Annotated in this window: 13 protein-coding genes and 1 pseudogene; 1 reads left to right on the forward strand and 13 read right to left on the reverse strand. The window is 40.3% G+C overall.

All coding sequences use genetic code 11. The features are described from left to right. From U1E44_RS11800 to U1E44_RS11825, 6 genes and pseudogenes are all read right to left on the reverse strand, one after another. A pseudogene (locus U1E44_RS11800) lies at positions 1-539 on the reverse strand (collagen-like protein); the annotation flags it as partial. Between the two features lie 402 nt (positions 540-941). After that, positions 942-4,691 (reverse strand): beta strand repeat-containing protein, encoded by a 3,750-nt coding sequence (locus U1E44_RS11805; RefSeq protein WP_322931296.1) that lies wholly within the window; start codon positions 4,689-4,691, stop codon positions 942-944. Positions 4,692-4,913: 222 nt separating this feature from the next. After that, positions 4,914-7,946, reverse strand: coding sequence for a PA14 domain-containing protein (locus tag U1E44_RS11810; protein WP_322931297.1), 3,033 nt, complete (start codon positions 7,944-7,946; stop codon positions 4,914-4,916). A 231-nt stretch (positions 7,947-8,177) separates the two neighbouring features. Next, the gene (locus U1E44_RS11815; protein WP_322931298.1) at positions 8,178-10,112 is read right to left on the reverse strand and encodes an OmpA family protein; all 1,935 of its coding nucleotides are present in this window, start codon (positions 10,110-10,112) and stop codon (positions 8,178-8,180) included. 11 nt (positions 10,113-10,123) lie between these two features. Further along, positions 10,124-11,074, reverse strand: coding sequence for a PorP/SprF family type IX secretion system membrane protein (locus U1E44_RS11820; RefSeq protein WP_322931299.1), 951 nt, complete (start codon positions 11,072-11,074; stop codon positions 10,124-10,126). Between the two features lie 21 nt (positions 11,075-11,095). Continuing rightward, entirely contained in the window at positions 11,096-13,702 is a 2,607-nt protein-coding gene (locus tag U1E44_RS11825; RefSeq protein WP_322931300.1) for a T9SS type B sorting domain-containing protein, read from the reverse strand. Between the two features lie 582 nt (positions 13,703-14,284). Here U1E44_RS11825 and U1E44_RS11830 point away from each other — a divergent pair. Then, positions 14,285-15,877, forward strand: a complete 1,593-nt coding sequence (locus U1E44_RS11830) for a peptide chain release factor 3 (protein WP_322931301.1) — start codon at positions 14,285-14,287, stop codon at positions 15,875-15,877. Between the two features lie 60 nt (positions 15,878-15,937). Here U1E44_RS11830 and U1E44_RS11835 read toward each other — a convergent pair whose 3' ends face one another. The 7 genes from U1E44_RS11835 to rplK all read right to left on the reverse strand — a co-directional run bounded on the left by U1E44_RS11835 (position 15,938) and on the right by rplK (position 26,688). Further along, positions 15,938-16,249, reverse strand: coding sequence for a DUF3467 domain-containing protein (locus U1E44_RS11835; RefSeq protein WP_322931302.1), 312 nt, complete (start codon positions 16,247-16,249; stop codon positions 15,938-15,940). A gap of 9 nt (positions 16,250-16,258) precedes the next feature. Beyond that, positions 16,259-20,557, reverse strand: coding sequence for a DNA-directed RNA polymerase subunit beta' (gene rpoC / locus U1E44_RS11840; RefSeq protein WP_322931303.1), 4,299 nt, complete (start codon positions 20,555-20,557; stop codon positions 16,259-16,261). 63 nt (positions 20,558-20,620) lie between these two features. Continuing rightward, positions 20,621-24,430, reverse strand: a complete 3,810-nt coding sequence (rpoB, locus tag U1E44_RS11845; protein WP_322931304.1) for a DNA-directed RNA polymerase subunit beta — start codon at positions 24,428-24,430, stop codon at positions 20,621-20,623. A 133-nt stretch (positions 24,431-24,563) separates the two neighbouring features. Beyond that, the gene (gene rplL, locus U1E44_RS11850) at positions 24,564-24,944 is read right to left on the reverse strand and encodes a 50S ribosomal protein L7/L12 (RefSeq protein WP_322931305.1); all 381 of its coding nucleotides are present in this window, start codon (positions 24,942-24,944) and stop codon (positions 24,564-24,566) included. A 60-nt stretch (positions 24,945-25,004) separates the two neighbouring features. Beyond that, complete coding sequence (gene rplJ, locus U1E44_RS11855) at positions 25,005-25,520, reverse strand: 50S ribosomal protein L10 (protein ID WP_322931306.1); 516 nt, start codon at positions 25,518-25,520, stop codon at positions 25,005-25,007. A gap of 21 nt (positions 25,521-25,541) precedes the next feature. Further along, the gene (gene rplA / locus U1E44_RS11860; protein ID WP_322931307.1) at positions 25,542-26,231 is read right to left on the reverse strand and encodes a 50S ribosomal protein L1; all 690 of its coding nucleotides are present in this window, start codon (positions 26,229-26,231) and stop codon (positions 25,542-25,544) included. Positions 26,232-26,250: 19 nt separating this feature from the next. Continuing rightward, positions 26,251-26,688, reverse strand: coding sequence for a 50S ribosomal protein L11 (gene rplK, locus U1E44_RS11865; RefSeq protein ID WP_322931308.1), 438 nt, complete (start codon positions 26,686-26,688; stop codon positions 26,251-26,253). Positions 26,689-26,752: the final 64 nt, after the last annotated feature.

The raw sequence follows: 26,752 nt of genomic DNA on the forward strand, positions 1-26,752 counted from the left end.
GCACCATTGGCACCATCAGCACCATCGGCTCCGGGTAGTCCTTGAATGCCCTGAGCACCCTGTGGACCGGTTAAATCGGATGTGGTGAAAGTGGATCCGTCATCAAAAGTTAGTGTAAATGTACCGTCTCCATTATCAGAGGTGGATGCAATACCGTTACCGTCTGCGCCATCAGCACCATTGGCTCCATCTGCTCCTGGTAGTCCTTGAGGTCCTGTGAGATTTGATGTGGTAAAACTACTTCCATCCGCATAATTAAAAGTGAAAGTACCATTGCCATTATCAATGGTAGAAATTATAGAAGTACCTCCAGTAGATGAAAATTCCCATGAATTTCCATCCCAAAAGAAAATCGTTCCTGTGGTTGTATTTACATAGAGATCCCCCAAATCTGCCCCAGCAGGCGTATTTACACCTGGTACAGTTACAGCAGTGCCACTGAGTACTTCGCAATTACACTGATCCTCTAGGGTTATGGTGGTCTGAGCAAAAGCCATTCCGGATATTAGAAAAAGTACGAGTAAAATCCTTTTATTCATGGTATTATATTTACTTGAATGCTTTTAATTATTCATTATTTTTTATAGCCCTTGGAAACTTCCAAATTGTCGCTTTAAACCACTTTGTTTGGTAGATTCACCTGAAGTGAATTCTATTTGATTTTTTAAGGCGATGCACTTATAGCACATGGACACAGTTTTCATTACAAAATATTATCATAGATTTAACAAAACTAAGTTGCCACTATCCCAGCGAAAAATATTTGTTGTGTAACCCTTAATAAGTAGTGTAAATACAGATTATTATGGGGTAGGCCTTTTCTATTTATTAATTTTTTGTAATGTCGATTATGGATTATAGTAGGAATCATAGGGGTTTTAGGTTGCTCATTTTTATACATCCTACTTCTTTTGACGTATAAAATGTAATTAATCGCTTTATCAATTGCCGTTTACTCTATACGTAATTCGTCTATTGGTAATCACTGTTTTTACTTTAATAGCCAAGGAGGGCGAAAATTCTGAAGTTGAATTACCTAAAGTTGCAGTGGCCGTTATAAGTTCTCCTATTCCCGTATTCGCAGGAACCGGAATAGAAAATTGAAACCTATTTGTACTATCGGTATTCCCATCAGGATCTGAATAGGCCGATGCAGATGCATCTAAATCAGATGTACTGTTTTCGGTAAAAGATCCTATAAATTCTTGTCCCTCCCCATAATCTACAGAAAGTCCAAATTGATTGACCCCAGACATGGCGGTACCTTTACTGATATCTGTAAAAAAGAATTCTAATATAGCTCCGGGTCGAGACCATCCTTTTACTATAAGATTACTCCCGGATAAATAAGCCTCTGCAAGCAATGGGAAATTTAATGACGTATTTGGACCGTTATCCACATCTCCGGAATCGTTTAAAGTTATGCCGTCGCCTGTTGGATTTCCCGTGGTGCGTTGATCAATATCAATACCTAAACCTCCATTGTTATAAATCGAATTTTGCGAGATACGATTGGCTGCAGTGTTACCCCCTGTGATCACAATTCCAGCACCCCCATTCTGGGTAATAATATTAGACGTTATTACAGAATTGTTACCAAATAAACGTATGCCACTATTTTCGATAGCACCGGAACAGTTTCCTCCATTTAAACCGGAATTACGAATAGTATTCTCATTAATAGTAACACCACCCGCAAAATTCCACCCCTCAACACCTATACCTCCTGTATTTTCTATTAAATTTTCTCTAATAACTATTCCCGATCCATTCTGCAATACTATATTATCATTACAGGAACCAATTCCATTGGCATTTATGTGATTGTGTTGCACCAAAGTAGAAGCACCCCCATTGATTAAAATACCGGAGTTGGATGAAGTGGCAATATAATTGCCCTCAATAATAGCAGTGCCACCGTTAACTTGTACCCCCGTATTGATAGCACCTGCATTACTCCCTAAAGCATTGGTTCCTATAAAATTTTCGGAAATTCTGGCAGAGCCATTGTTTACAGCAATGCCAAGATTACTATTGGCAAAAACCGATACATTCCGTATCTCAACATTGTTTCCTACCGTGGTTACTACATTGCCATTATTTCGATGTATCTGAATTTCAGGGCGTTCATAATTGGGAAGTAAGGTTCCTGAAATACCCACAGTCGAACCACCCGCACCGATAGTTCCAGCATTGGTATTACCCAAATATACTGTTTGCGTCCTGCCGTCTATCTTTGTATTAGTTCCTGTTATTGTACTAAGAGAAGTACTGTTTGGAATAAAAATATCAAAATAGCCATTACTAAAGTTAGGGTCAGCAGGACGCCCTAATGCATCTCCCGCAGGTGGAATCATAAAAATAGAGGTGTCGTCACCAGAAGCAGGATCGAACAAACTATTGGCTTCAATATTTAGTCCTACTTCATCCAAAAGATTGGAATTAATAATAAACTGCTCCAGCGAACCTTGTCCCGTAGCATTGGTGTTCACGATAGTATTAAAGTTGAAACCAAAGTCTAAATCGGAAATTCCATTAGAATTAATAACTACTTGTGAAATTGTTTGAGCACCGGCCAACACCCCATTAGGACTATCCTGACCACTTGGATTGGTTCCTCCTACGGCACCGGTCACGGCCACCAAGCCTGCTCCGTTGTGATTGTATTTAAAAGTTTGTACCGGCCAACAAGTAGCACACCCTAAACCTCCACCGCGATTAGATCTTATACTACTATTGACAACCCTAACAGCATAATTTCCATTAGGCATCCCTGCCAGAACATAGACCCCATCCGGTCTTGTGGTTGTGCTTTGTACTAAAACTCCAGAGGTATTATACAATTCTACTCTTGCCCCAGGCACCACCATACCACCTGAGGCCAAGTATGCCCTGCCCGGACCTCCGGGATAATTGATGTCCTCAAAAACTCGACCCGTTATTATATTAGAAGGTACTTTAAGGACTACCGCATTAGATATGACAAAATCCTGACCTACATCTACATTTGCGGTTACCTGATTGTCTGTAGTATTTATAAAGGCCGAAATATCGAAAGTATCCCAATCCATACCATAGGTGGTTGAAATGTTTACTACAGGTGTCACCGTATTATCATAGATAGTAGAATTATAGGCGTTATTACCGGGTTGCCCACCATCCCCACTAAGTACAAAAGTTGTCCCTGTCTGATTTGTAATAGATAATTCCTCAGGATTGGTAGAGCCGGCACTTGCACCACTAAGGGTTTCGTCTCCTTCCCAAGAAAGAAAAGACGCCTTGGATCCTGCTCCACCAATGGCAAAAAAGGCATCCAAGGTAAAGGATGTCCCGTTATTACTGAAACCATCAAATCCCCTGTACAAATTAATAGACACCGCAGGTAAGGTTGGTTCGGTATAAAAAACCATTAATGCCCATCCACCTAAAACTGTTTGACTGGGGCAATACCTTGACCCGTTATCAATGGTTAAATCCGTTACATCAAATACATTTGTAGAAGGATTTGGAATATTGTTTACAATAGTTGTTACATCACTCACGTAGCCAAAGAACACCCTATCTGTAATGCCGGATTGGTACGCCACATCGGCTGTTACGGCCTGCCCTTCAAAAGTTACCGTGTTATCTAATACCAGACTTGAATGTGCCCAGTACAATAGTGCCTTTTGAATGCTAGCTCCAGCGGGGATTGGGGCTATAAGACTATTAGACGATGTGGTTGTTATAGCGCAAGCGTTTACAGCGTTGGGCTGCGTTCTAAATGACCCTCCGGTAGAAGTGAAGTCGTAATTTCCTGCAAATTGTTCTACTAAGATAAGCGATTGGTTAAAAACAACTTCAGATGCTATAGTTCCTGTGCCTGTATCACTTATATTTGTGTCAGGATTTGAACTGCCGGTAAGTACTACAATGAATGTTTCTTCTAATTCTGGAATATCATCTGAGACGATGGGGACAATGACATTTTGCGTAGCTCCAGAAGTGCCGTTAAAACTTAACGCACCACTTGTAAATGTAAAATCAGATCCAGCTATGGCAGAGCCATTTACGGTCTGATAATTTACGGTGAAAGGTGCCGAACTAAACCCCGTATGAGTTACAGTAAAAACAGCCGTTCCTCCAGCTTCGTTTACCACAACATCATTCACAGTCATAAAAGGCGGTATGTTTGCGGTAAATACTACATTATCAATAAAAATAATTTCTCCGGAACTCCAATTGCCGCTTGCTGATATAAATCGAATAGCGGAATTTGCCGAGATTTGGTTTGCAGTAAGATTATGGGTAATAGTTCCGGTATTGGAGTTATTTAAAGTTGCGATGATCTCCCAGGAGTTGGTAACTGCATTCCATAATTGCACATTCAAAGATTCATTTCCTCTTGATGTTGCATTATAGTTAAACGACAGCATCGCCGAAATGGCACCCGAAAGATTCAAAGATCGTTGAATGTTTACGTTGTCTAGATCATCGAAACGCAATTGATTCGAGTTTATGGTAATCCTACCGTTGTTGGGACTGGTTGTTTCACCCGACTCTATCCAATTGGAAGCAAAGTTGGTGTTGCCGTTGTTATTTGCATAAGAAACACTACTAAAATTATCACTAAACGTCTGTTGGCTATAACTAAAACCGCAGATACAACAGAAAACAAAAACAAGAATACAACTAGAGGACAAACTTTTCATAAAATTCCTAATTAGGCTACCGGCTTTAGACAGGTATAGATAAGGCGGGTATTTCCAAATTGGAATATAAAAGTAAGGGCAGGTTAAATCTGCGCCCAATTTTTGTTGTATACCCATTAAAATAGCATGTAAATAGAAGGATTATCGATGTATGACATCTTTAATACGCGGAAACAAAATGAAAAAGGATGTTCTAGGTTCGGTCTTTTGGCTTCTTACCCTTTATGGATTAACCCTATGCGTAATTCTTCTATTCGAAATTACAGTGGCAACTTTAACCGATAACAATGCAGGCAGACTAAGTACAGGAGCACAACCGGAGCCCGATTGCGAAATAACTACCCTAAATTGCGAGCCGTTAGAAGCCAGATTTACGTTATTTATTTGCAGATTGGACGTTTGAGTTCCGGAATATGCCACGCCATCTGTGATGGCGCTAAACGTTAGCCCATTGTCGGTACTTACTTGCCATTGAAACGTATCACCATTAGATACCAACACACTAAACGCAGCATTATGACCCACAAAGGAAGTAGTAATCATAGGTTGAACGGTTATGTCAATAGACTGTATCTTGATCAGTTGTTGCAGCGCTATTCTATTCCCGGCATCATCCGTAACCTCATATGTTCTAGTTATTATTTCGGGATTAGTACCCCCATCGGACACATCACTTAGAAAAACAACCATTGGATTTGCGGTGCAGTTATCAGCTTCGTCAGTAATAACCGAAACATCCGGAGCCGGGATATCCGAACTGCAAAAAACGGTTATGGGATCTGGGCTTGTCGCTGTAGGCAAGGTGGTATCCTTTACTGTAATTGTTTTTGTAAAAGGGATACTCGTATTTCCGTTCGTATCTACCGCTTCGTAGGTAAGCACCCTCACAAAATCATTTTCCGATCCGAAATATGTGATCGTGTCCCCAATTATATGCACTAAGGGCGTGCCACATGAATCTGTAGCCACTGGAGGTGTAAAGGGTAAGTCACCACAAAAAAGGCTAATCCCATCAGAGGTTGGTGTAAAGCCGAAATTAACGCCAGACCATTCAATATTACCACCCGGAATACTACCCCATGCCGGTATGGCCGTAGTGCCTGTAATAATTAAATTGTAGGTACCATCGCCATTGTCTTCTTCGGAGTAAACAAAGGCGGATGGATTACTCAAAAGTACCGGATTTAGCTGGTAGTTGGCATTTGTAATTCGTACCTCCCAATGAGGCACACTATTGGCGGTAGTATTTTGAAGTCCAAAACCCCAAGCAAATTGCTGTTGATTAAAAAAAGTAGTACTTAAACTTGTGCATATAGCCAACGTGGGTACATCTGCTGCGCATTGATAATTCTCATTCAGCGTACCAGCTACGGTAACCCATGTGGGTGCTATATTGTCCATGGTTAGTGTAGTAGTAGCGCTTACATTTAAAATAGGGTCTCCGGACATTCCACCATATTCTACCACATATCCTTTGGGTTGATAGGCACCGCTCGTGGCTCCGGTATTGCTTAAATCATTCCAAGAACCATTCATTCCCGTACCATTTTCGGTAATATGTGCATAATCTTCGTCTCCGGAGTTATTTGGCTCTCCACTATTCCAGAACGCATAATTAAAAGGTGGTGTTGCAGTACCACCAACACCCCCGTTCCAAAACTGGGTGCCTGCTTCCGGACCAGTTACCCAGCGCCAAACACCTTCAGTAGTTGCGTCACTTGCTCCAATCCATCCTGCTCCGGATATTTGAGATCCGGCAAAATCGGATTCTTCTTGACTTGTTAGGGTAGCTAAATAACCTTGCAATCCAAAATAGGTGCGGGCAGACGCTGCTGTATTGGCGTTGGCCCATGTAATACCTATATCTGAGACAAATTCGTAATAATGCCCTGTAGTCGGTAAAAAATTAGGTTCGCCCACCGTAATAGAAAATTGTCGGTTTCCGGTCGGACTTGGATTACTGCTACTATACACGACCGATAAAATAGCGTTTTCGAAAGCACTATAGGAAGCGGGACCCTGTAAGGTAATTTTTCCTTGAACCGCATCCCAACTGGCTGTTATTCCGGGATGTGAACCGGTAAGACTTAACAAGTCTTCTCCATTAACATATCCTGAAGACACCTGAATATACACCGCCGATGTACCGGTATCGTCCGCATCCGTAATGGATACAGTTTGTGCAATTGGAATGGATGCACCTTCCCCACAATACAGTTGATTTCCTGTAGCCGTCAGTGTAGGTGGTTCATTGGTAGCTTCTTCTTCAGGTTCCGCACAATCGCTAGAAAGCAGGCTAAAGGGTATTAATTGCTTGGCAACGGAAGGGCCTTGATAGCGCGCCTCTAACACTTGTCCACCGCCATTTTCATAAAACAAGACTCGTATTCTATGGAGACCTGTGGTAAGGATAACGGTTCCCGATCTTTCTTGAGCCCCATGATCACCATCATTATTTACGATCTGCACATCATCAATAAACAATTTTGACCCATCGTCTGAGGTTGTAAAAAAGGTATACGAGCCCGCCGTCGCAATCTGTATATACCCGGTATATCGAATAGCAAAAGTGTTACCATCACCGGGATCTACTGCATTTTGCAATGTTACGACATTAAAATCAACAACCTGTCCTATATTTAGGGCACCTGAGATAGGTATGTTATCTACTGTATTTCCCGGTGGAACTAAATCATAAAATTCGTAATCTAAAACGTTACTACAGCCTGGAGGTATTCCTGTGAGTAGCATACTATCTAAACGATACCGATCGTTGTTTTCATTGGTTGAAAACAACGCTTCTAGCTCTAGGTTAGTCCCTCCCGGGATAGGAAAAGAATACGTGGAATTCGGAATTAAAACAGGTGCCACTAAAGTGGTCCATGTGCCACCGTCTAATCGATATCGGAAAGAGAAGCGATCTGTGGTTTCTATACTCCCCGTGCCTGTTGTAAAACTTAGATTAATATCGCTAAATCCGGTAATATTAATCTCATTACTGCGCCAAAAACCATTAACATTTCTCGATCTTGTTTCAATGCTATTGCTGCGTATCATTGCGCCATTGCCGGAAGACCAAGTTGCTGGAGCCACACCCGTTCCCATACCGGAGGTAGTGTTATTAGAGTAGCTAAAGTCATCGCTCCAAATAGTCGTTTGGGAATATAAAGCAACCGAGCTAAGTAGTAGGCATAGTAAAAATAAAGTTTTAAGAAAAGGATATTGATACTTTCCTAAATGGATCATGGTGTACATGCGTTACGGGAGTTTCTCTTTTATTAAGCAACCCTAAAACTACATGACGTTGAACCCAAACTGAAATAAATGTTGTGAAACTGCAATAACTATAGGTGAATGATGGATAGCTCCATTTGGCAACGTAATATTTTTCCTGCTATTTTGAGAAAATCTAGGTAGGAATTACTACATCAGGAAAAAAATGCGCCTCAGAAATGATTCAAATAGCTAAAAATAGTGACTCTGTTTTTACTCTAGAATGATAAACTCAGATCTCCGGTTTAGTTGATGTTCTGCTTCTGTACAGCGTGCCCCATTACTACAATTATTTATGAGGCGAGTTTCACCGAATCCTTCCCCAATAAGACGCTCTTGGGCAATTCCTTTTGATACCATATAGGACACAGTAGCTTCCGCTCTTTTTTGAGACAACCACAAGTTATAAGCGTCTGGTCCACGGCTGTCCGTATGGGAATTCACCTTAATTTTTAAACTTGGATATTTCTCCATTGCGGCGATAACTTTCTGTATTTCGACAGCCGCATCATTTCGTATATTGAATTTATTTAAATCGAAATAAATGGTACTTAACTGCAATAATTTGGCCAAATCGTCCCCAAATCCGGCAGTAACCACGTCTCTTTCCAGGTAAAAATCAATGATTTGGTCCTTACCTTCAGATTGTACCAAATATTCTTCTGAGGGCACATATCCCTCCATTAGGGCACGCACAAAATTACCTTGATGACAATCTACCGTCAGGCTGTAATTACCCGAATTATCGGTTATGGTTGCGAAAATTTCCTCATTCTGTTCGTTAATAACCTTAACGGAAGCTCCTACCAAAACCGCATTGGATATTTTATCCCGTACCGTACCCGTAACCTGCTGATTACAGTCCATGGCCAATGGTTTTGTTTCTAGGAAGGCATAAATATCATCCCCACCTAAACCCCCATCTCTATTAGACGCAAAGTATCCTTTTCTCGTTTCTGCTTTAAAAATAAACGTAAAATCGTCCATTTTACTATTTGCGTCAGCACCCACATTTAGTACTGTATTTGTGTATTTTCCGAAGGCAATTTTGGTCGCATAAATATCTAATCCCCCTAACCCCGGATGGCCATCTGAGGAAAAATACAATACTTCATCGGCAGATACATATGGAAAAGTTTCTCTAAATTCTGTGTTAATAATCGACCCCAAATTCTCGGGAGTGCCATAGGTACCATCATTCTTAATGGCCACTTTAAAAATATCTGATGCCCCAAATGTACCGGGCATATCTGACGCAAAATAAAGGGTTTTCTCGTCCGGACTTAGTGCAGGATGCGCTACAGAATACGCATCACTGTTAAACGGTAATTCCTCGATGGTAGTCCAATTACCATTCTCGTAAGTGGCTTTAAATATCTTTAACCGTATAAAACCCTCTTCATCCTTTTTATATTTTCCTTCTATAAAATTATTTCTTGTAAAATAGACCGTATTTCCGTCTTTTGTAAATACGGAGGTAGATTCGTGAAGTCTTGTATTTAAAGTGTTTTCCAATTTCGCCACCTTATTTCGAGAAAGACTGTCTGCATTTACCTTATATAGATCCAAAAAATCAGTAGCGGTCCAGCTGTGGCGATATCTAGCCAAATTTCCTGTATCCCGGTCAGACGAAAACACCAAACCCTCTTTATAAAAAGATGGCGCAAAGTCTGAATACTGAGTATTATATTCAAATGGTAACAATTGAAACCTGCCTGAATTTCTTTCTATCTCTTTTAAATAGTCTCTTTTTCCTGAAATAGAAGTAGACTCCGCAGCCGAAGTCAATTCAAAAAAAGTAGCCAATTGCGTGTCAGCTTCGTCGTATAACCCTAAACTTTTTAAGCTTTGTGCGTATTTAAAATAATATTCGGGACCGGCTTCGTCCGGAAATTCATCAATTAAGCGTTTGTATATTTTCTCCGATTCCTGATAATTCGCTTTAAAGTAGTAGGAATTTCCCAATCGCTTCAAGAGGTCGGCAGAAACAAATCCCTTGTCTAACACTTTTTTATAAATGTCTATGGCGGGACTAAAAGAATATTCTTGATATTGGGTATCTGCCTTTTTCAATAGTTGTTCTTGCCCAAATGCTAGAAAGACACCTAAAAAAAGTAAAAAAAATAAACTATGTAATTTCTTTAGCATGTATATCAATTTTAAAAAAATCGCGGAGATACCAACCTTCTAAACGACTTTTGAAGTTCAAATCGTAAAAAAAACTCAAAGGAACCATCATTAAACTGTGTGCCCCCTAGATCTGTTGTTTCTCTATCATAAGCCAAACCTAGCATAATCTGTTCTGTGATTTGAAAGCCTACCAAGGCACTTACTGCAGCGTCCCAACGGTAAGCTGCTCCAAAACTAAAGGTGTCATTATAAAGAAAATTTGCTGATACATCTACTTGAAGTGGTGCCCCACCAACGGCCTTAGTTAGTAAGGCAGGTTTAAATTTAAAATTGGGGTTAAGGTCATAAACATAACCTGTAATAAAGTAAAAATTAATTCTTTCTCTCGCCAAGAAATCCACGGAGTTAGCATCCCCGGTAGAACTGTCGAAATGCTTGGTTTCTATTAAATTAGGAGCCGAAAGTCCGGCATAAAATCGATCTGTATGATAATAAATACCCGTACCAAAATTGGGTGAAAACCGATTTTCGATATTGTCTGTCGCAGTGGGTTCTAGATCAAAATTACGCAAGCCATTAAAATCTAGGTTTAGGAGGCTTCCACCAGCTTTGAGTCCAAATGACAACTTGGCATCATACGATAAATCGATGGTATACGATACTACCGCATCAAAATACGTCTGTTGCACTACACCATCGCCAATATTGTCATTAATAACCGATAGCCCATAGCCCACCCGGCTGTCTCTTATGGGCGAGTGCACATTTAGGGTTTGTGTTTTTGGCGCCCCATCTAAGCCTGCCCATTGCGAGCGGTATAATGCGGCAATACTAAGCTGACCCCGTGAACCGGCATACGCAGGATTAACACTCATTGTATTGAACATATATTGCGTAAACTGGGGGTCTTGTTGCGCCCTAAGAAATTGACCTGATGAAAGCAAGATAAACACTAAGATAAAACAATGCTTTTGTATCATTCTGAACTGTTATAAATATTATTATTTACTGACGTAAATATAACCACTATCTGTATTGTTTTGCTGATCTTTTTGATATTCAAAAATGTAGAAATAGACGCCCGATGGTAAAAAATCGCCCACCGTAAGCGTTGATCTTCCTCTTGATCGTCCGTCGAAAACATTATTTTGATTGTTGTACCCTTTACCTTCATACACGGCCACTCCCCAGCGATTAAATATTTTCAATAAATTGTTTGGTACGGTCTCCACGCCGCGAATAAAAAGAAAATCGTTTCGACCATCGCCATTTGGTGTTACCATTTGGTTCACTTCTATCACAATATCCTCGGGATCGGGCCTATCATCGGTTGGATCTAAAAAGTCCGGGGTGCCGTCACCATCGGTATCGTCATTGGTAGGGTCGCCATCATTGTCTGCATCCTCATCCGGGGTGGGTATGCCGTCGCCGTCATCATCCAAATCTCGGTAGTTGGCATCGTTCTCCCCCGTGAGGTTGGGCAATTCCGTAAACGGATCGGTGATGCCCTCGTTTACGTTATACCCATCGGTAAGGTCTTCGCCTTCGTAGCCATCATCTAGTCCGTCGCCATCCGTGTCTGTACCTGTAAACACACGATCCGGAATGCCATCAAAGTTAAAATCGTGACCTTCATTATTGTCCGGCACCAAATCATTATCGCTATCTAAATCCAGATAATCCGGGGTGCCATCACTATCTGTGTCTTGTGGGGTGATGCCCTCGCCACTTCCGGGTGATGATTCGTACACATCATCCAAACCATTGCCATCCGTATCGATACCACTGGGTGGAATATACCCTGTTGTAGGCTGTCCTTCTATATTATCCGGAATACCGTCGTTGTCACTGTCGATATCTAGATGATCGGGATTGGTGTCCGTATCTGAATTTACAGGAATGATACCTTCGCCACTGCCGGGACTAGATTCATAAGCATCGTCCAAACCATTGCCATCGCTGTCGATACCACTTGGGGGTATGTAGTTAGTACCCTGTGCTTCTACATTGTCCAAAATGCCGTCATTGTCGCTATCGATATCCAAATAATCCGGAATACCATCACCATCAGTATCTGTGGGGTTGGTTGATGGATCATTGTCGCCATCTAGATTGGCATCTTCTACACTGTCTAGTATCCCATCGTTGTCTGCATCTAAATCATCTTTAGGCCTATCATCGGTTGGATCTAAAAAGTCCGGGGTGCCGTCACCATCGGTATCGTCATTGGTAGGGTCGCCATCATTGTCTGCATCCTCATCCGGGGTGGGTATGCCGTCGCCGTCATCATCCAAATCTCGGTAGTTGGCATCGTTCTCCCCCGTGAGGTTGGGCAATTCCGTAAACGGATCGGTGATGCCCTCGTTTACGTTATACCCATCGGTAAGGTCTTCGCCTTCGTAGCCATCATCTAGTCCGTCGCCATCCGTGTCTGTACCTGTAAACACACGATCCGGAATGCCATCAAAGTTAAAATCGTGACCTTCATTATTGTCCGGCACCAAATCATTATCGCTATCTAAATCCAGATAATCCGGGGTGCCATCACTATCTGTGTCTTGTGGGGTGATGCCCTCGCCACTTCCGGGTGATGATTCGTACACATCATCCAAACCATTGCCATCCGTATCGATACCACTGGGAGGTATATACCCTATCGTTGGCTGTCCTTCTATATTATCCGGTATACCGTCGTTATCACTGTCAATGTCTAAATGATCGGGATTGGTATCCGTATCTGAATTCACCGGAATGATACCTTCGCCACTGCCGGGACTAGATTCATAAGCATCGTCCAAACCATTGCCATCGCTGTCGATGCCACTTGGGGGTATGTAGTTATTGCCTTGGGCTTCTACATTGTCCAAAATGCCGTCGTTATCGCTATCGATATCTAAATAATCCGGAATACCATCTGCGTCGGTATCTGTAGGATTGGTTGATGGATCATTGTCGCCATCTAAATTGGCATCTTCTACACTGTCTAGTATCCCATCGTTGTCAGAATCTAAATCTAAATAATTAGGAACACCATCACCATCAGTATCCTTACAAAGTATAGGATTTAAACGGATTCTAATTCCATTGATAAAATTTTTTGAAGTAGTATAAAATTGGACTCCGGTAGCGGAAGTTACTGATTTCCAAACGAAACTATCGGATTTTTGAATATCACCCGATGTAGTATTTTTCACATAATAATCATTTGCTAATCTCTCGGATATTATACCCATAGGTAATTCTGTCATCATTTCATACCATACATCATCCAATGCTATTATACCATCTCGACTTCGAGCTCCTAATCTTGGGGAATGTTCTGCAATAATCCTAACAGGAACAGTGCCGGTTATTTCAAACGTTGTTGAAAAATTATTTGCAATTTCAAAAAAAAACCCAGAACTTTTTGTTGATGCTTGGGATACACTAATAATAATACTTCCCTTAGGGAGACTCCACTTTGAACTTATATCTATATTTGAAGCGTTTAAACTTCCATCGACTACACCATTAGGAAATCCAAAATCTGATCCAAGTATTTCTTGGAAACCAAGAGATTGACATTCCCTTTCTTTGGTTATGAAAACCTCAAAAAGTGAATCTTTCATGTTTATATCTGCCCCAGACAAAGTCGAATGTTGGAATATAATGGGAGTTGAATTTACCAAAAAAGATTCATCTATAAAAGAAGTATTCATGCAAAATAGCAGTAGTAAGAGAACAGATCTCACCAATGTACGCCGTAAAATACTTATTTTAGAAAGTGTAATTTCACCCATAAATGATTGTTTTTTAATTTAAACAAATCACCATGGCACTATTAGGTCACTTAAATTTTGTAAGAAATGGGATTACTTTCAAAAATCAACGCAAGATAGTTCGAAAACATCAAACAACAAACGGATATATGAAGCGTATTACTTGGTGTTGTTAAAAGTAATTTTTTTGATGCTACAACCGTTTAACGAACTTACCTTCTTGCAACATACAAATGTTACTAAAAAAAACGTAACATCAAGAAAAATCCGTTGATGTTCCCGTTTCATCGACTATAGCACTACGATAGTATCATTCATTGATATTCAAGTGAATTTTATGATCTACCCTTATAATTTAGAGCAGCACCTTTTCTTGCCCTACTTGGAATAGAAACACGCATATTTCCCTATTTTTGCGCAAAATTAGAATACATGAGTTTTGAAAAAGAAATTCTTAGAAGGAGAACTTTCGGAATTATATCACATCCGGATGCCGGAAAAACCACGCTAACCGAAAAGCTATTATTATTTGGAGGCGCCATTCAAGAAGCAGGTGCTGTTAAAAATAATAAGATAAAAAAAACAGCAACCAGCGATTTCATGGAAATTGAGCGGCAACGCGGAATTTCTGTTGCCACCTCGGTTTTGGCTTTCGTGTATTCCGACAAAAAAATAAACATTTTAGATACTCCCGGGCATAAAGATTTTGCCGAAGATACCTTTAGAACGTTAACCGCAGTAGACAGTGTGATTGTGGTAATTGATGTTGCTAAAGGAGTTGAAGAACAAACTGAAAAATTGGTCGAGGTTTGTCGCATGCGACAAATTCCAATTATTGTCTTTATCAATAAAATGGATAGGGAAGGCAAGGACGCATTTGATTTACTTGATGAAGTAGAACAAAAATTAGGCCTTAAAGTAACTCCATTAAGTTTTCCTATTGGCATTGGATACGATTTTAAAGGTATTTATAATATTTACGAGAAAAACATTAACCTATTTAGTGGCGACAGTAAGAAAAATATTGAAGATACCATCGCTTTTAACGATATCCATAATTCCGATTTGGAAAACATAATTGGTGTTAAAGCCGCCAATGAATTACGTGAAAATTTAGAATTAGTCGCAGGCGTTTATCCCGAATTTGATAAAGTAAATTATTTAAATGCCCAACAACATCCTGTCTTTTTTGGTTCTGCCCTCAATAATTTCGGAGTTAGAGAATTGCTGGATTGCTTTGTGGACATTGCTCCATCGCCACGATCAAAAATGGCTGAGGAGCGACTAGTGAAAGCGAATGAAAAAAACTTAAGTGGTTTTGTTTTTAAAATTCATGCCAATATGGATCCTAAGCACAGGGATCGTTTGGCTTTTATTAAAATAGTATCGGGCACATTTGAGCGGAATAAGCCGTATCTCCATGTACGCCTGAATAAAAACCTAAAATTTTCTAGTCCGAATGCTTTTTTTGCCGAAAAGAAGGAAATTGTAGACATCTCCTATCCCGGTGATATTGTTGGGCTGCATGATACCGGTAATTTTAAAATTGGAGATACCTTAACCGAAGGGGAGATTCTCCATTACAAAGGCATACCGAACTTCTCGCCGGAACATTTTAGATATATCAACAATGCAGATCCTTTAAAAGCAAAACAACTGCATAAAGGCGTTGATCAGCTTATGGATGAAGGTGTAGCGCAGTTATTTACCTTAGAAATCAATAATAGAAAAGTAATTGGCACCGTAGGTGCATTGCAATTCGAGGTTATACAATACCGCCTAGAGCATGAATACGGTGCAAAATGCACCTATGAAAACTTTAATGTGTACAAGGCATGTTGGATAAGTTCTAAAAATAAAAACAGTGATGAATTTAAGGAATTTATAAGAGTGAAACAGAAATTTCTAGCCAAAGACAAGCGTGGACAGCTTGTATTCTTAGCCGATTCTCCATTTTCATTACAAATGACCCAGCAAAAATATCCGTCTGTGAAACTTCATTTTACCTCAGAATTTGACGCATAGCATTCATGCTTAGCGTTAAAAGCAAAAATCCCCAAAAACAAGGTGTTTTTGGGGATTTTTTTACGCTTCTCCGGTGGGTCCAAAATTTAATGGAATGGACTGTTGCTCATAATCCTTAATGGTTCCGTGCGCCTTTTCAAAACGACTCACATTGTCGTGCAAGGCTTTTAAAAACTTTTTAGCGTGTTGCGGTGTCAGCACAATTCTACTCTTAACTTTTGCCTTCGGAGCACCCGGCATCATACTTATAAAATCGACCACAAACTCCGATACAGAATGATTAATAATAGCTAGGTTAGAGTAAACTCCCTCTGCTGTTTTTTCATCCAACTCTATATTGATCTGCTTTTGATTTGCATCCTTGTCCGACATAGCGTACTCCTAAAATTTCAACTCTTCTTTACGAGCCATGATTTCATCGTATTCTTCTTTAGAACCTACAATGATATGTTCATATTCCCTCATTCCCGTACCCGCCGGAATCTTGTGTCCTACAATGACATTTTCCTTAAGACCTTCTAGGGTATCTATTTTACCTGCTACCGCTGCTTCGTTTAATACTTTGGTTGTTTCCTGAAAGGAGGCTGCCGAAATAAACGATTTTGTTTGTAGCGATGCTCGTGTAATACCTTGCAATACCGGTGTTGCAGTAGCGGCCACAGCCTCTCTTGCCGTAACCAAGGCCTTATCACTTCTTTTTAAAATGGAATTTTCATCTCTTAATTCACGAGCGGTAATAATTTGTCCTGGCTTAAGGTTCTCCGAATCACCTGCATCTACAACTACTTTTTTTCCGAATATTTCATCGTTTTCTTCGATAAAATCATCTTTATGAACCAATTGGTTTTCTAAAAATATGGTATCTCCTTGATCCTGAATACTAACCTTACGCATCATCTGTCTTACGACCACTTCAAAATGCTTATCGTTAATTTTTACACCTTGTAAGCGATACACTTCTTGAACTTCATTTACCAAATATTGCTGAACTGCCGATGGCCCTTTAATGGTTAAAATGTCATCCGGGGTAACGGATCCATCAGACAACGGCATTCCTGCACGAACATAATCATTTTCTTGAACCAAAATTTGATTGGAAAGTTTGACCAAATACCGTTTTACTTCACCCAATTTCGACTCAATAACAATTTCGCGATTTCCTCTTTTTATTTTACCAAAAGAAACTACCCCATCTATTTCAGAAACAACTGCGGGGTTCGACGGGTTACGCGCTTCAAACAATTCCGTAACTCTTGGCAAACCACCTGTAATATCTCCGGATTTGGCAGATTTACGTGGAATTTTTACTAGAATTTTTCCTTCTTTAATTTTCGCACCATCATCTATCATAATATGCGAACCTACAGGAAGGTTATAAGAACGTAACACTTCGCCCTTGCTATCCTTAATTAATAATGTAGGTATCAGTTTCTTATTTCTAGACTCTGATATTACTTTTTCCTGGAATCCTGTTTGTTCATCAATTTCTACTTGATAGGTGATCCCTTGTTCAATATTTTCGTAAGCAATCTGTCCTGGGAATTCTGAAACAATAACTCCGTTATATGGATCCCACTGACAAATAACCTGACCCCGTTCTATTTTAGAACCATTTTTAACGAACAATTGCGATCCGTAAGGAATGTTATTGGTACTTAAGGTAATCCCTGTTTTTACATCAACTACTTTTATTTCTGAGGTTCTTGAAATTACAATTTCCACAGGTTTACCCTCGCTGTCTGCCCCGGTAACCGTTCTTAGATCTTCAATTTCTGCAATACCATTAAATCTGGCTTCTAACTTACTGTCCTCAGAAATATTTCCTGCAATACCACCTACGTGGAACGTACGTAAGGTAAGCTGCGTGCCCGGTTCCCCTATAGATTGTGCGGCCACTACACCAACGGCTTCTCCTCGCTGCACCATTTTATTAGTTGAAAGATTTCTGCCATAACATTTAGCACAGATTCCTTTTTGCGCTTCGCATGTAAGTGCCGATCGGACTTCTACTTTCTCTATGGGCGAGGCCTCTATTTTCTTAACATCTGATTCTAAAATTTCGGCTCCTGCCTTCAAAAGTAACTCTTCGGTCAACGGATTATACACATCGTGCAAAGAAACCCGTCCTAGAATACGCTCGCCTAAAGATTCTACGATTTCCTCATTCTTCTTGAGGGCCTCTACAAGCACACCTCTAAGCGTACCACAATCCTCTGAGTTTATGATAACATCCTGAGAAACATCAACCAAACGACGTGTTAAATAACCAGCATCTGCTGTTTTTAATGCCGTATCTGCAAGTCCTTTACGAGCACCGTGGGTAGATATAAAGTACTCCAAAATGGATAGACCTTCCTTAAAGTTAGAAAGGATTGGGTTCTCAATAATCTCACCACCGCCTGCAGTAGATTTTTTAGGCTTCGCCATTAATCCTCGCATACCGGTCAACTGTCGAATCTGTTCCTTAGAACCCCTTGCACCAGAATCTAACATCATATATACCGAGTTAAAGCCTTGTTGATCTTCACGAATTCGTTTCATAGCGAGTTCCGTAAGCATGGCATTGGTAGAAGTCCACACATCAATAACCTGATTGTAGCGCTCATTGTTGGTAATAAGACCCATGTTATAATTGGCCATAATCCCATCTACCTGAACGTTTGCATCTGCAATCATACCATGTTTTTCGGGTGGAATAATTATATCCCCTAAACTAAAGGACAAGCCCCCTTTAAAAGCGAACTCATAGCCCATGGTTTTGATATTATCTAAGAAATCGGCAGTGGTCGGTACATCTGTTACACTTAAAATTTTACCGATAATATCTCGTAAGGATTTTTTGTTAAGCACCTCATTCACATAGCCTGCCTGCTCCGGTACTACGGAATTGAACAAAACTCTTCCTACAGTAGTACTTATAATTTGAGATACAAGAACACCCTCATCGTTAAAATCTTTTGTTCTTACTTTTATTCCGGCATTGAGATTCACCTTTCCTTCATTAAAGGCAATTTCTACCTCCTCTTCGGAATAGAACGTAATACCTTCTCCTTTAATTGGAACTTCCGGCGTAGATTTTCTCTCTTTCGTCATGTAATACAAACCTAAAACCATATCCTGTGACGGTACCGTAATAGGAGAACCATTTGCCGGGTTGAGAATATTGTGAGACGCTAACATTAACAATTGCGCTTCCAATATAGCTTCTGGCCCTAAAGGAAGGTGTACAGCCATTTGATCCCCATCAAAATCGGCATTAAAAGCGGTACACACCAAAGGATGCAAGCGGATGGCCTTACCTTCTATAAGCTTTGGCTGAAATGCCTGAATTCCCAATCTGTGCAACGTTGGTGCACGGTTTAGTAACACGGGATGACCTTTTAGTACATTTTCTAAAATATCCCAAACAACCGGTTCTTTCTTGTCTATGATTTTCTTTGCCGATTTTACGGTTTTTACAATTCCTCTTTCAATCAGCTTGCGAATCACGAAAGGCTTGTAAAGTTCGGCAGCCATATCCTTTGGAAGACCGCACTCAAAAAGTTTCATTTCCGGACCTACCACAATTACGGAACGTGCCGAATAATCAACGCGTTTTCCTAATAAGTTCTGACGGAAACGACCTTGCTTCCCCTTTAATGAATCTGATAGCGACTTTAAAGGTCTATTCGATTCCGTTTTTACCGCCGAAGCTTTTCTAGTATTATCGAACAAAGAATCTACGGCTTCCTGAAGCATCCGTTTCTCGTTTCTAAGAATAACCTCGGGTGCTTTTATCTCTACGAGGCGTTTTAGACGATTGTTTCTGATAATGACGCGTCTGTAAAGGTCATTTAAATCCGAGGTTGCAAACCGGCCTCCATCTAGAGGTACCAATGGTCTTAATTCCGGTGGAATTACAGGAATTACCTTCATGATCATCCAATCGGGTCTATTTTCTCTGTTCGCCTGAGACTCGCGTAAACTCTCTACCACTTGCAGCCGTTTTAAGGCCTCCGTTTTTCTTTGTTTAGAGGTTTCACTATTAGCCTTATGCCGTAACTCGTACGAAAGCTCATTTAAATCGATACGTCCTAAAAGATCTATTAAACATTCTGCCCCCATTTTTGCAATAAACTTATTGGGGTCAGAATCTTCTAAATATTGGTTTTCCTGAGGTATGGATTCCAAAATGGTGAGGTATTCCTCCTCGGTTAAGAAATCGAGTTTTTGGAGTTCTTCACCGTCGGGATTCTTGGCAATACCAGGTTGAATGACGACGTAGCGTTCGTAATAAATGATCATATCTAGTTTCTTGGAAGGTAATCCAAGAAGATATCCGATTTTGTTGGGTAGGGAACGGAAATACCAAATATGAGCCACAGGAACAACCAAATTAATATGCCCTACCCTATCACGACGTACTTTTTTCTCGGTAACCTCCACGCCACAGCGATCGCAGACAATACCGCGATAGCGAATACGCTTATATTTCCCACAGGCACATTCGTAATCCTTAACCGGACCAAAAATACGCTCGCAGAAAAGTCCGTCGCGTTCCGGTTTATGGGTTCTGTAATTTATGGTTTCCGGTTTTAAAACTTCGCCTCGCGATTCGGCCAGGATGGATTCCGGAGATGCCAAGCCAATTGAAATTTTATTGAACCTATTAACTGTATTATTGTCTTTTATTCTAGCCATAACCAAATGGTGATCGTACGTTAAATATGTTGTATTTATAAAATTATAATCAGAACTGTTTTCCTATTCCTCCAATCGGATGTCCAAACCTAAACCTTTAAGTTCGTGCATCAACACATTGAAAGATTCCGGCAAACCGGGTTCCGGCATGGTCTCTCCCTTAACAATGGCTTCGTAGGTTTTTGCCCTACCAATAACATCATCAGATTTTACCGTTAAAATTTCTCTTAAGGTTGCCGAAGCACCATAGGCCTCTAGTGCCCACACTTCCATTTCCCCAAAACGCTGACCTCCAAATTGGGCTTTTCCGCCCAAAGGCTGCTGCGTAATTAAAGAGTAGGGCCCAATGGAGCGTGCATGCATTTTATCATCAACCATATGACCCAGTTTCAGCATATAAATAACACCGACAGTCGCTGGCTGATCAAAACGTTGACCGGTACCTCCGTCAAAAAGATACGTATGTCCGAAGCGCGGAATTTTGGCTTCATCGGTGTAGGTGTTTATTTGGTCTAAGGTTGCTCCGTCAAAAATTGGGGTTGCATACTTTTTACCCAATTTAAGTCCGGCCCATCCCAAAACGGTTTCATAAATCTGGCCTATGTTCATCCTTGAAGGTACCCCAAGCGGATTAAGTACAATGTCAACGGGCGTACCATCTTCCAAAAACGGCATATCTTCATGGCGTACAATACGTGAAACGATACCTTTGTTTCCATGACGACCAGCCATTTTATCGCCCACCTTTAACTTGCGTTTCTTGGCAATATATACCTTGGCAAGCTTCATAATACCGGCAGGCAATTCGTCGCCGACAGATATGGTAAATTTATCCCTTCTTAGGTTTCCTTGAAGGTCATTTAACTTTATCTTGTAATTGTGTAAAAGATCGGCCACTAAGGCATTACAATCTTTGTCTATGGTCCAGCTTCCTGCCACCAAATGCGCAAAATCGTCTACGGCATTAAGCATCTTCATAGTATACTTTTTGCCCTTAGGAAGCACTTCCTCACCCAAATCATTGAGAACACCTTGCGATGTTTTTCCATTAACCAGTGTAAAGAGTTTTTCTACTAAAACATTCTTTAACTGTTCAAATTTAACTTCGTATTCTAATTCTAATTTTGATATCGCTTCTTTGTCTTCTGATCTTCTTCGTTTATCCTTCACAGAGCGAGAAAACAATTTCTTGTCGATTACGACACCATTTAAAGACGGCGGTGCTTTTAGAGATGCATCTTTTACATCGCCTGCTTTATCACCAAATATAGCCCTAAGTAATTTTTCTTCCGGTGTTGGATCTGACTCTCCTTTGGGTGTAATTTTACCAATTAAAATATCGCCGGGTTTTACTTCCGCACCAATGCGAATCATTCCATATTCATCTAAATCCTTAGTAGCTTCTTCTGAAACATTTGGAATATCATTTGTTAGTTCCTCTGCCCCTAATTTGGTATCACGAACCTCTAAAGAATACTCGTCTACGTGAATCGAGGTAAAAATATCCTCACGAACTACTTTTTCAGAGATTACAATAGCATCTTCAAAATTGTACCCTTTCCAAGGCATGAAGGCTACTGTAAGGTTTCGTCCCAAGGCCAATTCTCCCTTTTCGGTTGCATATCCTTCACAAAGTACCTGACCTTTTTTTACTTTACTGCCTTTTTTTACAATAGGTTTAAGATTGATGCTGGTACCTTGGTTGGTTTTTCTAAATTTAACTAAATTGTAGGTTTTTGAATCTTCTTCAAAACTTACCAAACGTTCTTCTTCCGATCTGTTATACTTTATTTTAATTTTTTCGGCATCCACATATTCTACCACACCATCTCCTTCCGCATTGATTAATACTCTGGAATCTGAGGCCACCTGTCTTTCTAAACCTGTACCCACAATAGGAGCTTCCGGCTTTAACAAGGGCACGGCTTGGCGCATCATGTTAGATCCCATCAAGGCTCGGTTGGCATCATCATGCTCTAAGAAAGGGATCAACGACGCCGATATGGAGGCAATTTGATTTGGAGCTACGTCCGTATAATTTACATCGCTAGGCTCAACTACGGGGAAATCACCTTCCTCGCGCACAATAACCTTGTCGATGTCTATTTTACCATCATTTTTTAAAGGGATGTTGGCTTGCGCAATTTTCATTCCTTCTTCTTCCTCCGCACTAAGGTAAATGATCTTGCTAGTATCTACTTTTCCGCCATCGACTTTTCGGTAAGGTGTTTCCAAAAAGCCCATAGCATTCACCTTAGAAAACACAGATAGCGAAGATATTAAACCAATATTAGGCCCCTCCGGTGTTTCTATGGGACATAGTCTTCCGTAATGCGTATAGTGTACATCGCGCACTTCAAATCCGGCTCTTTCTCTAGAAAGTCCTCCTGGCCCAAGTGCAGACAACCTTCTTTTGTGCGTAATCTCTGCCAACGGATTGGTCTGATCCATGAACTGAGATAGCTGATTGGTGCCAAAAAACGAATTGATTACCGAAGATAACGTCTTGGCGTTAATTAAGTCTATTGGAGTAAATACTTCGTTATCTCGCACATTCATTCGTTCTCTTATGGTGCGCGCCATACGTGCAAGACCTACTCCAAACTGTTGAGACAACTGTTCTCCTACGGTCCTAACCCTTCGGTTTGAAAGGTGGTCGATATCATCGATTTCAGCCTTAGAGTTAATCAACTCTATCAAATATTTTATAATGGTGATAATATCTTCTTTGGTCAAAACTTGCTTGTCCATTCCGATATTTAACCCTAATTTTTTGTTCATTCTGTAGCGCCCTACTTCTCCTAAATTATAGCGCTGATCCGAAAAAAACAATTTATCGATAATACCGCGTGCCGTTTCCTCATCGGGCGGTTCTGCATTACGTAATTGGCGATAAATATGTTCTACGGCTTCCTTTTCAGAATTCGTTGGATCCTTTTGTAGGGTGTTATGAATAATGCCGTAATCGCTCTGCGCATTATTCTCTTTATGTAACAATATGGTCTTTACATCGGCCTCCAAAATTTGGTTTACGTGATCCTTTTCCAGAATGGTATCCCGATCTAAAATAATTTCATTACGTTCAATAGATACCACTTCACCGGTATCTTCATCTACAAAATCTTCATGCCAAGTATTAAGTACTCTTGCCGCTAATTTGCGCCCTAATACCTTTTTAAGTCCGGCCACCGAAACTTTTATTTCCTCCGAAAGATCAAAAATCTCTAAAATATCCTTATCGCGTTCAAAACCAATAGCTCTGAAAAGGGTGGTAACCGGTAATTTTTTCTTTCGGTCGATGTACGCATACATCACACCATTAATATCTGTTGCAAATTCTATCCACGACCCTTTAAAAGGGATCACTCTGGCCGAGTACAATTTAGTACCATTGGCATGAAATGACTGTCCAAAAAACACCCCTGGAGATCGATGTAATTGCGAAACCACAACTCTTTCTGCTCCATTAATCACAAAAGTACCACTTGGCGTCATGTAGGGAATAGTACCTAAATAAACGTCCTGAACAATAGTTTCAAAATCCTCGTGTTCCGGATCGGTACAATACAATTTTAATCGTGCCTTTAAAGGAACACTATACGTAAGCCCTCGTTCTATACATTCTTGAATAGAGTATCTAGGTGGATCTATGAAGTAGTCTAAAAATTCTAGAATAAACTGATTTCGTGTATCCGTGATGGGGAAATTCTCCATGAAGGTATTGTATAAACCTTCATTACCACGCTCATCGGATTTGGTTTCAAGCTGAAAAAAATCTTGAAATGACTTAATCTGAATGTCCAAGAAATCCGGATAATCGGGTGTATTCTTAGCGGATGCGAAACTTATTCTTTCAGTTTGATTTGTGATCATCAATGGACAAAATTTTGAATATGAATACTAAATGTGTGTTGTATATCTTAATGTATACCCGGTGTACAAAAAGGTTTAGGTCTAGCCACAAATCGTGAAAAGACCTAAACCAAAAATAGTATGGTTTGTGCTATTATTTAAGCTCAACTTCTGCTCCTGCTTCTTCTAATGATTTTTTAATACCTTCGGCCTCATCTTTAGAGATACCTTCTTTGATCGGTTTTGGAGCGCTGTCTACAATATCTTTAGCCTCTTTTAAACCTAAACCTGTTAATTCTTTAACTAATTTTACTACAGCTAGTTTTGAAGCTCCGGCTGCTTTTAGAATTACATCAAATTCGGTCTTTTCCTCTACGGCTTCACCTGCATCGCTAGCACCGCCACCGGCAGCAACAGCCACTGCAGCAGCAGCCGGCTCAATACCGTATTCTTCTTTTAATATTGCGGCCAACTCATTTACCTCCTTTACGGTTAAGTTAACCAATTGTTCTGCGAAATCTTTTAAATCTGCCATTTTTCTATCGTTTAATAAAATTTTAAAATATAATTGTTTTTTAGTGCGTACGTGTGTAAATTATTTTTCTGAAAGGGTTTTGAGAATCCCTGCCAATTTACCTCCGCCCGATTTTAGCGCAGAGATTACATTTTTGGCCGGAGACTGTAACAATCCTATCACTTCTCCAATCATCTCGTCTTTGGACTTAAGGTTAACCAAAGCGTCCAACTGCTCGTCACCTATATAAATCGCTTCAGAAATAAATGCCCCCTTTAATAGCGGTTTTTTGGTCTTTTTTCTAAAACTCTGAATAAGCTTTGCCGGCGCATTACCCGTTTCTGAAAACATAAGCGAGGTATTTCCTTTAAGCACTGCTGGAAGTTCTCCAAAGTCCTTCTCTGATGCTTCCATTGCTTTTGCCAGCAAGGTATTCTTTACTACCGCCAATTTAATGTTGGCCTTGAAACACGCTCTCCTTAAATCCGATGTATTCACCGCATTAAGTCCCGAAATGTCCGTAAGATAAATGGTGCTGTTGTCTTTTAACTGCACTGTTAGATCTTGTATAACACTTAATTTTTCTTCTCTTGTCATAATAAAAAGTTTAACCTGCTCCTAAGCTGTTTTTGGATCTAATTGTACACTGGGACTCATGGTGCTCGACAAGTATACACTTTTCATATAAATGCCTTTCGACGCTGTAGGCTTCAGCTTTACAAGAGCATCTAATAACTCCTTTGCATTTCCTGCAAGTTTGTCTTCGGAAAAAGAAACTTTACCAATAGCGGCATGAACGATACCCGTTTTGTCTACTTTAAAATCAATTTTTCCTGATTTCACTTCAGTTACTGCTTTTGCGATATCCATGGTCACCGTTCCTGTTTTTGGATTAGGCATAAGACCTCTTGGGCCTAAAAATTTACCCAAAGGGCCTAATTTTCCCATAACGCTAGGCATCGTAATGATCACATCTACATCACTCCATCCTGCTTTTATTTTATCCAAATACTCATCTAGTCCTACATAATCTGCACCAGCCTCTTTGGCTTCTGCTTCTTTATCAGGAGTTACCAACGCCAATACTTTTACATCTTTTCCTGTTCCGTGAGGCAATGTTACTACACCACGAACCATTTGATTTGCTTTTCGAGGATCTACACCCAAACGCACCGCAATATCAACAGACGCATCAAACTTTACATTGGTAATTTCCTTTATCAAAGCTGTCGCTTCATTCAGGGAATAGATTTTGTTCTTATCTATTTTTGAATGTGCTTCTTTTTGCTTTTTCGTTAATTTTGCCATTCTTATTGCTTTTAAGATTTTAAAAAGGTCTGTTTCCTGAAACTTTTAATCCCATTGACCTTGCCGTACCTGCGACCATACTCATTGCAGATTCCACAGTAAAAGCATTTAAATCTACCATTTTGTCTTCTGCAATTAATTTAATCTGATCCCAAGATACACTGGATACTTTGTTACGGTTTGGTTCGCCGGATCCTTTTTTAATCTTAGCCGCTTCCATGAGTTGAACTGCCGCTGGCGGTGTCTTTACAACAAAGTCGAAGGACTTGTCTTTATAAACCGTGATCGCAACCGGCAATACTTTGCCAGACTTGTCCTGTGTTCGCGCATTAAATTGCTTACAGAACTCCATAATATTGACCCCGGCAGCACCTAAAGCGGGTCCAACCGGTGGCGACGGATTCGCAGCACCTCCCCTAACTTGTAGTTTAACTACTTTACTTACTTCTTTTGCCATTGTTTTTAATTAAATTTAAAGGGTGTTTATTTGGAAGCAACACCTCTTTTACTATGTAACAGTT

The sequence above is a fragment of the Aurantibrevibacter litoralis genome, from assembly GCF_034651555.1.
GTDB lineage: Bacteria > Bacteroidota > Bacteroidia > Flavobacteriales > Flavobacteriaceae > Aurantibrevibacter > Aurantibrevibacter litoralis.

Coding starts and splice junctions, on each gene's coding strand:
- U1E44_RS11805 (WP_322931296.1), bottom strand. CDS start 4,691: ATGAAAAGTTTGTCCTCTAGTTGTATTCTTGTTTTTGTTTTCTGTTGT.
- U1E44_RS11810 (WP_322931297.1), bottom strand. CDS start 7,946: ATGTACACCATGATCCATTTAGGAAAGTATCAATATCCTTTTCTTAAA.
- U1E44_RS11815 (WP_322931298.1), bottom strand. CDS start 10,112: ATGCTAAAGAAATTACATAGTTTATTTTTTTTACTTTTTTTAGGTGTC.
- U1E44_RS11820 (WP_322931299.1), bottom strand. CDS start 11,074: ATGATACAAAAGCATTGTTTTATCTTAGTGTTTATCTTGCTTTCATCA.
- U1E44_RS11825 (WP_322931300.1), bottom strand. CDS start 13,702: ATGAAAGATTCACTTTTTGAGGTTTTCATAACCAAAGAAAGGGAATGT.
- U1E44_RS11830 (WP_322931301.1), top strand. CDS start 14,285: ATGAGTTTTGAAAAAGAAATTCTTAGAAGGAGAACTTTCGGAATTATA.
- U1E44_RS11835 (WP_322931302.1), bottom strand. CDS start 16,249: ATGTCGGACAAGGATGCAAATCAAAAGCAGATCAATATAGAGTTGGAT.
- rpoC (WP_322931303.1), bottom strand. CDS start 20,557: ATGGCTAGAATAAAAGACAATAATACAGTTAATAGGTTCAATAAAATT.
- rpoB (WP_322931304.1), bottom strand. CDS start 24,430: ATGATCACAAATCAAACTGAAAGAATAAGTTTCGCATCCGCTAAGAAT.
- rplL (WP_322931305.1), bottom strand. CDS start 24,944: ATGGCAGATTTAAAAGATTTCGCAGAACAATTGGTTAACTTAACCGTA.
- rplJ (WP_322931306.1), bottom strand. CDS start 25,520: ATGACAAGAGAAGAAAAATTAAGTGTTATACAAGATCTAACAGTGCAG.
- rplA (WP_322931307.1), bottom strand. CDS start 26,231: ATGGCAAAATTAACGAAAAAGCAAAAAGAAGCACATTCAAAAATAGAT.
- rplK (WP_322931308.1), bottom strand. CDS start 26,688: ATGGCAAAAGAAGTAAGTAAAGTAGTTAAACTACAAGTTAGGGGAGGT.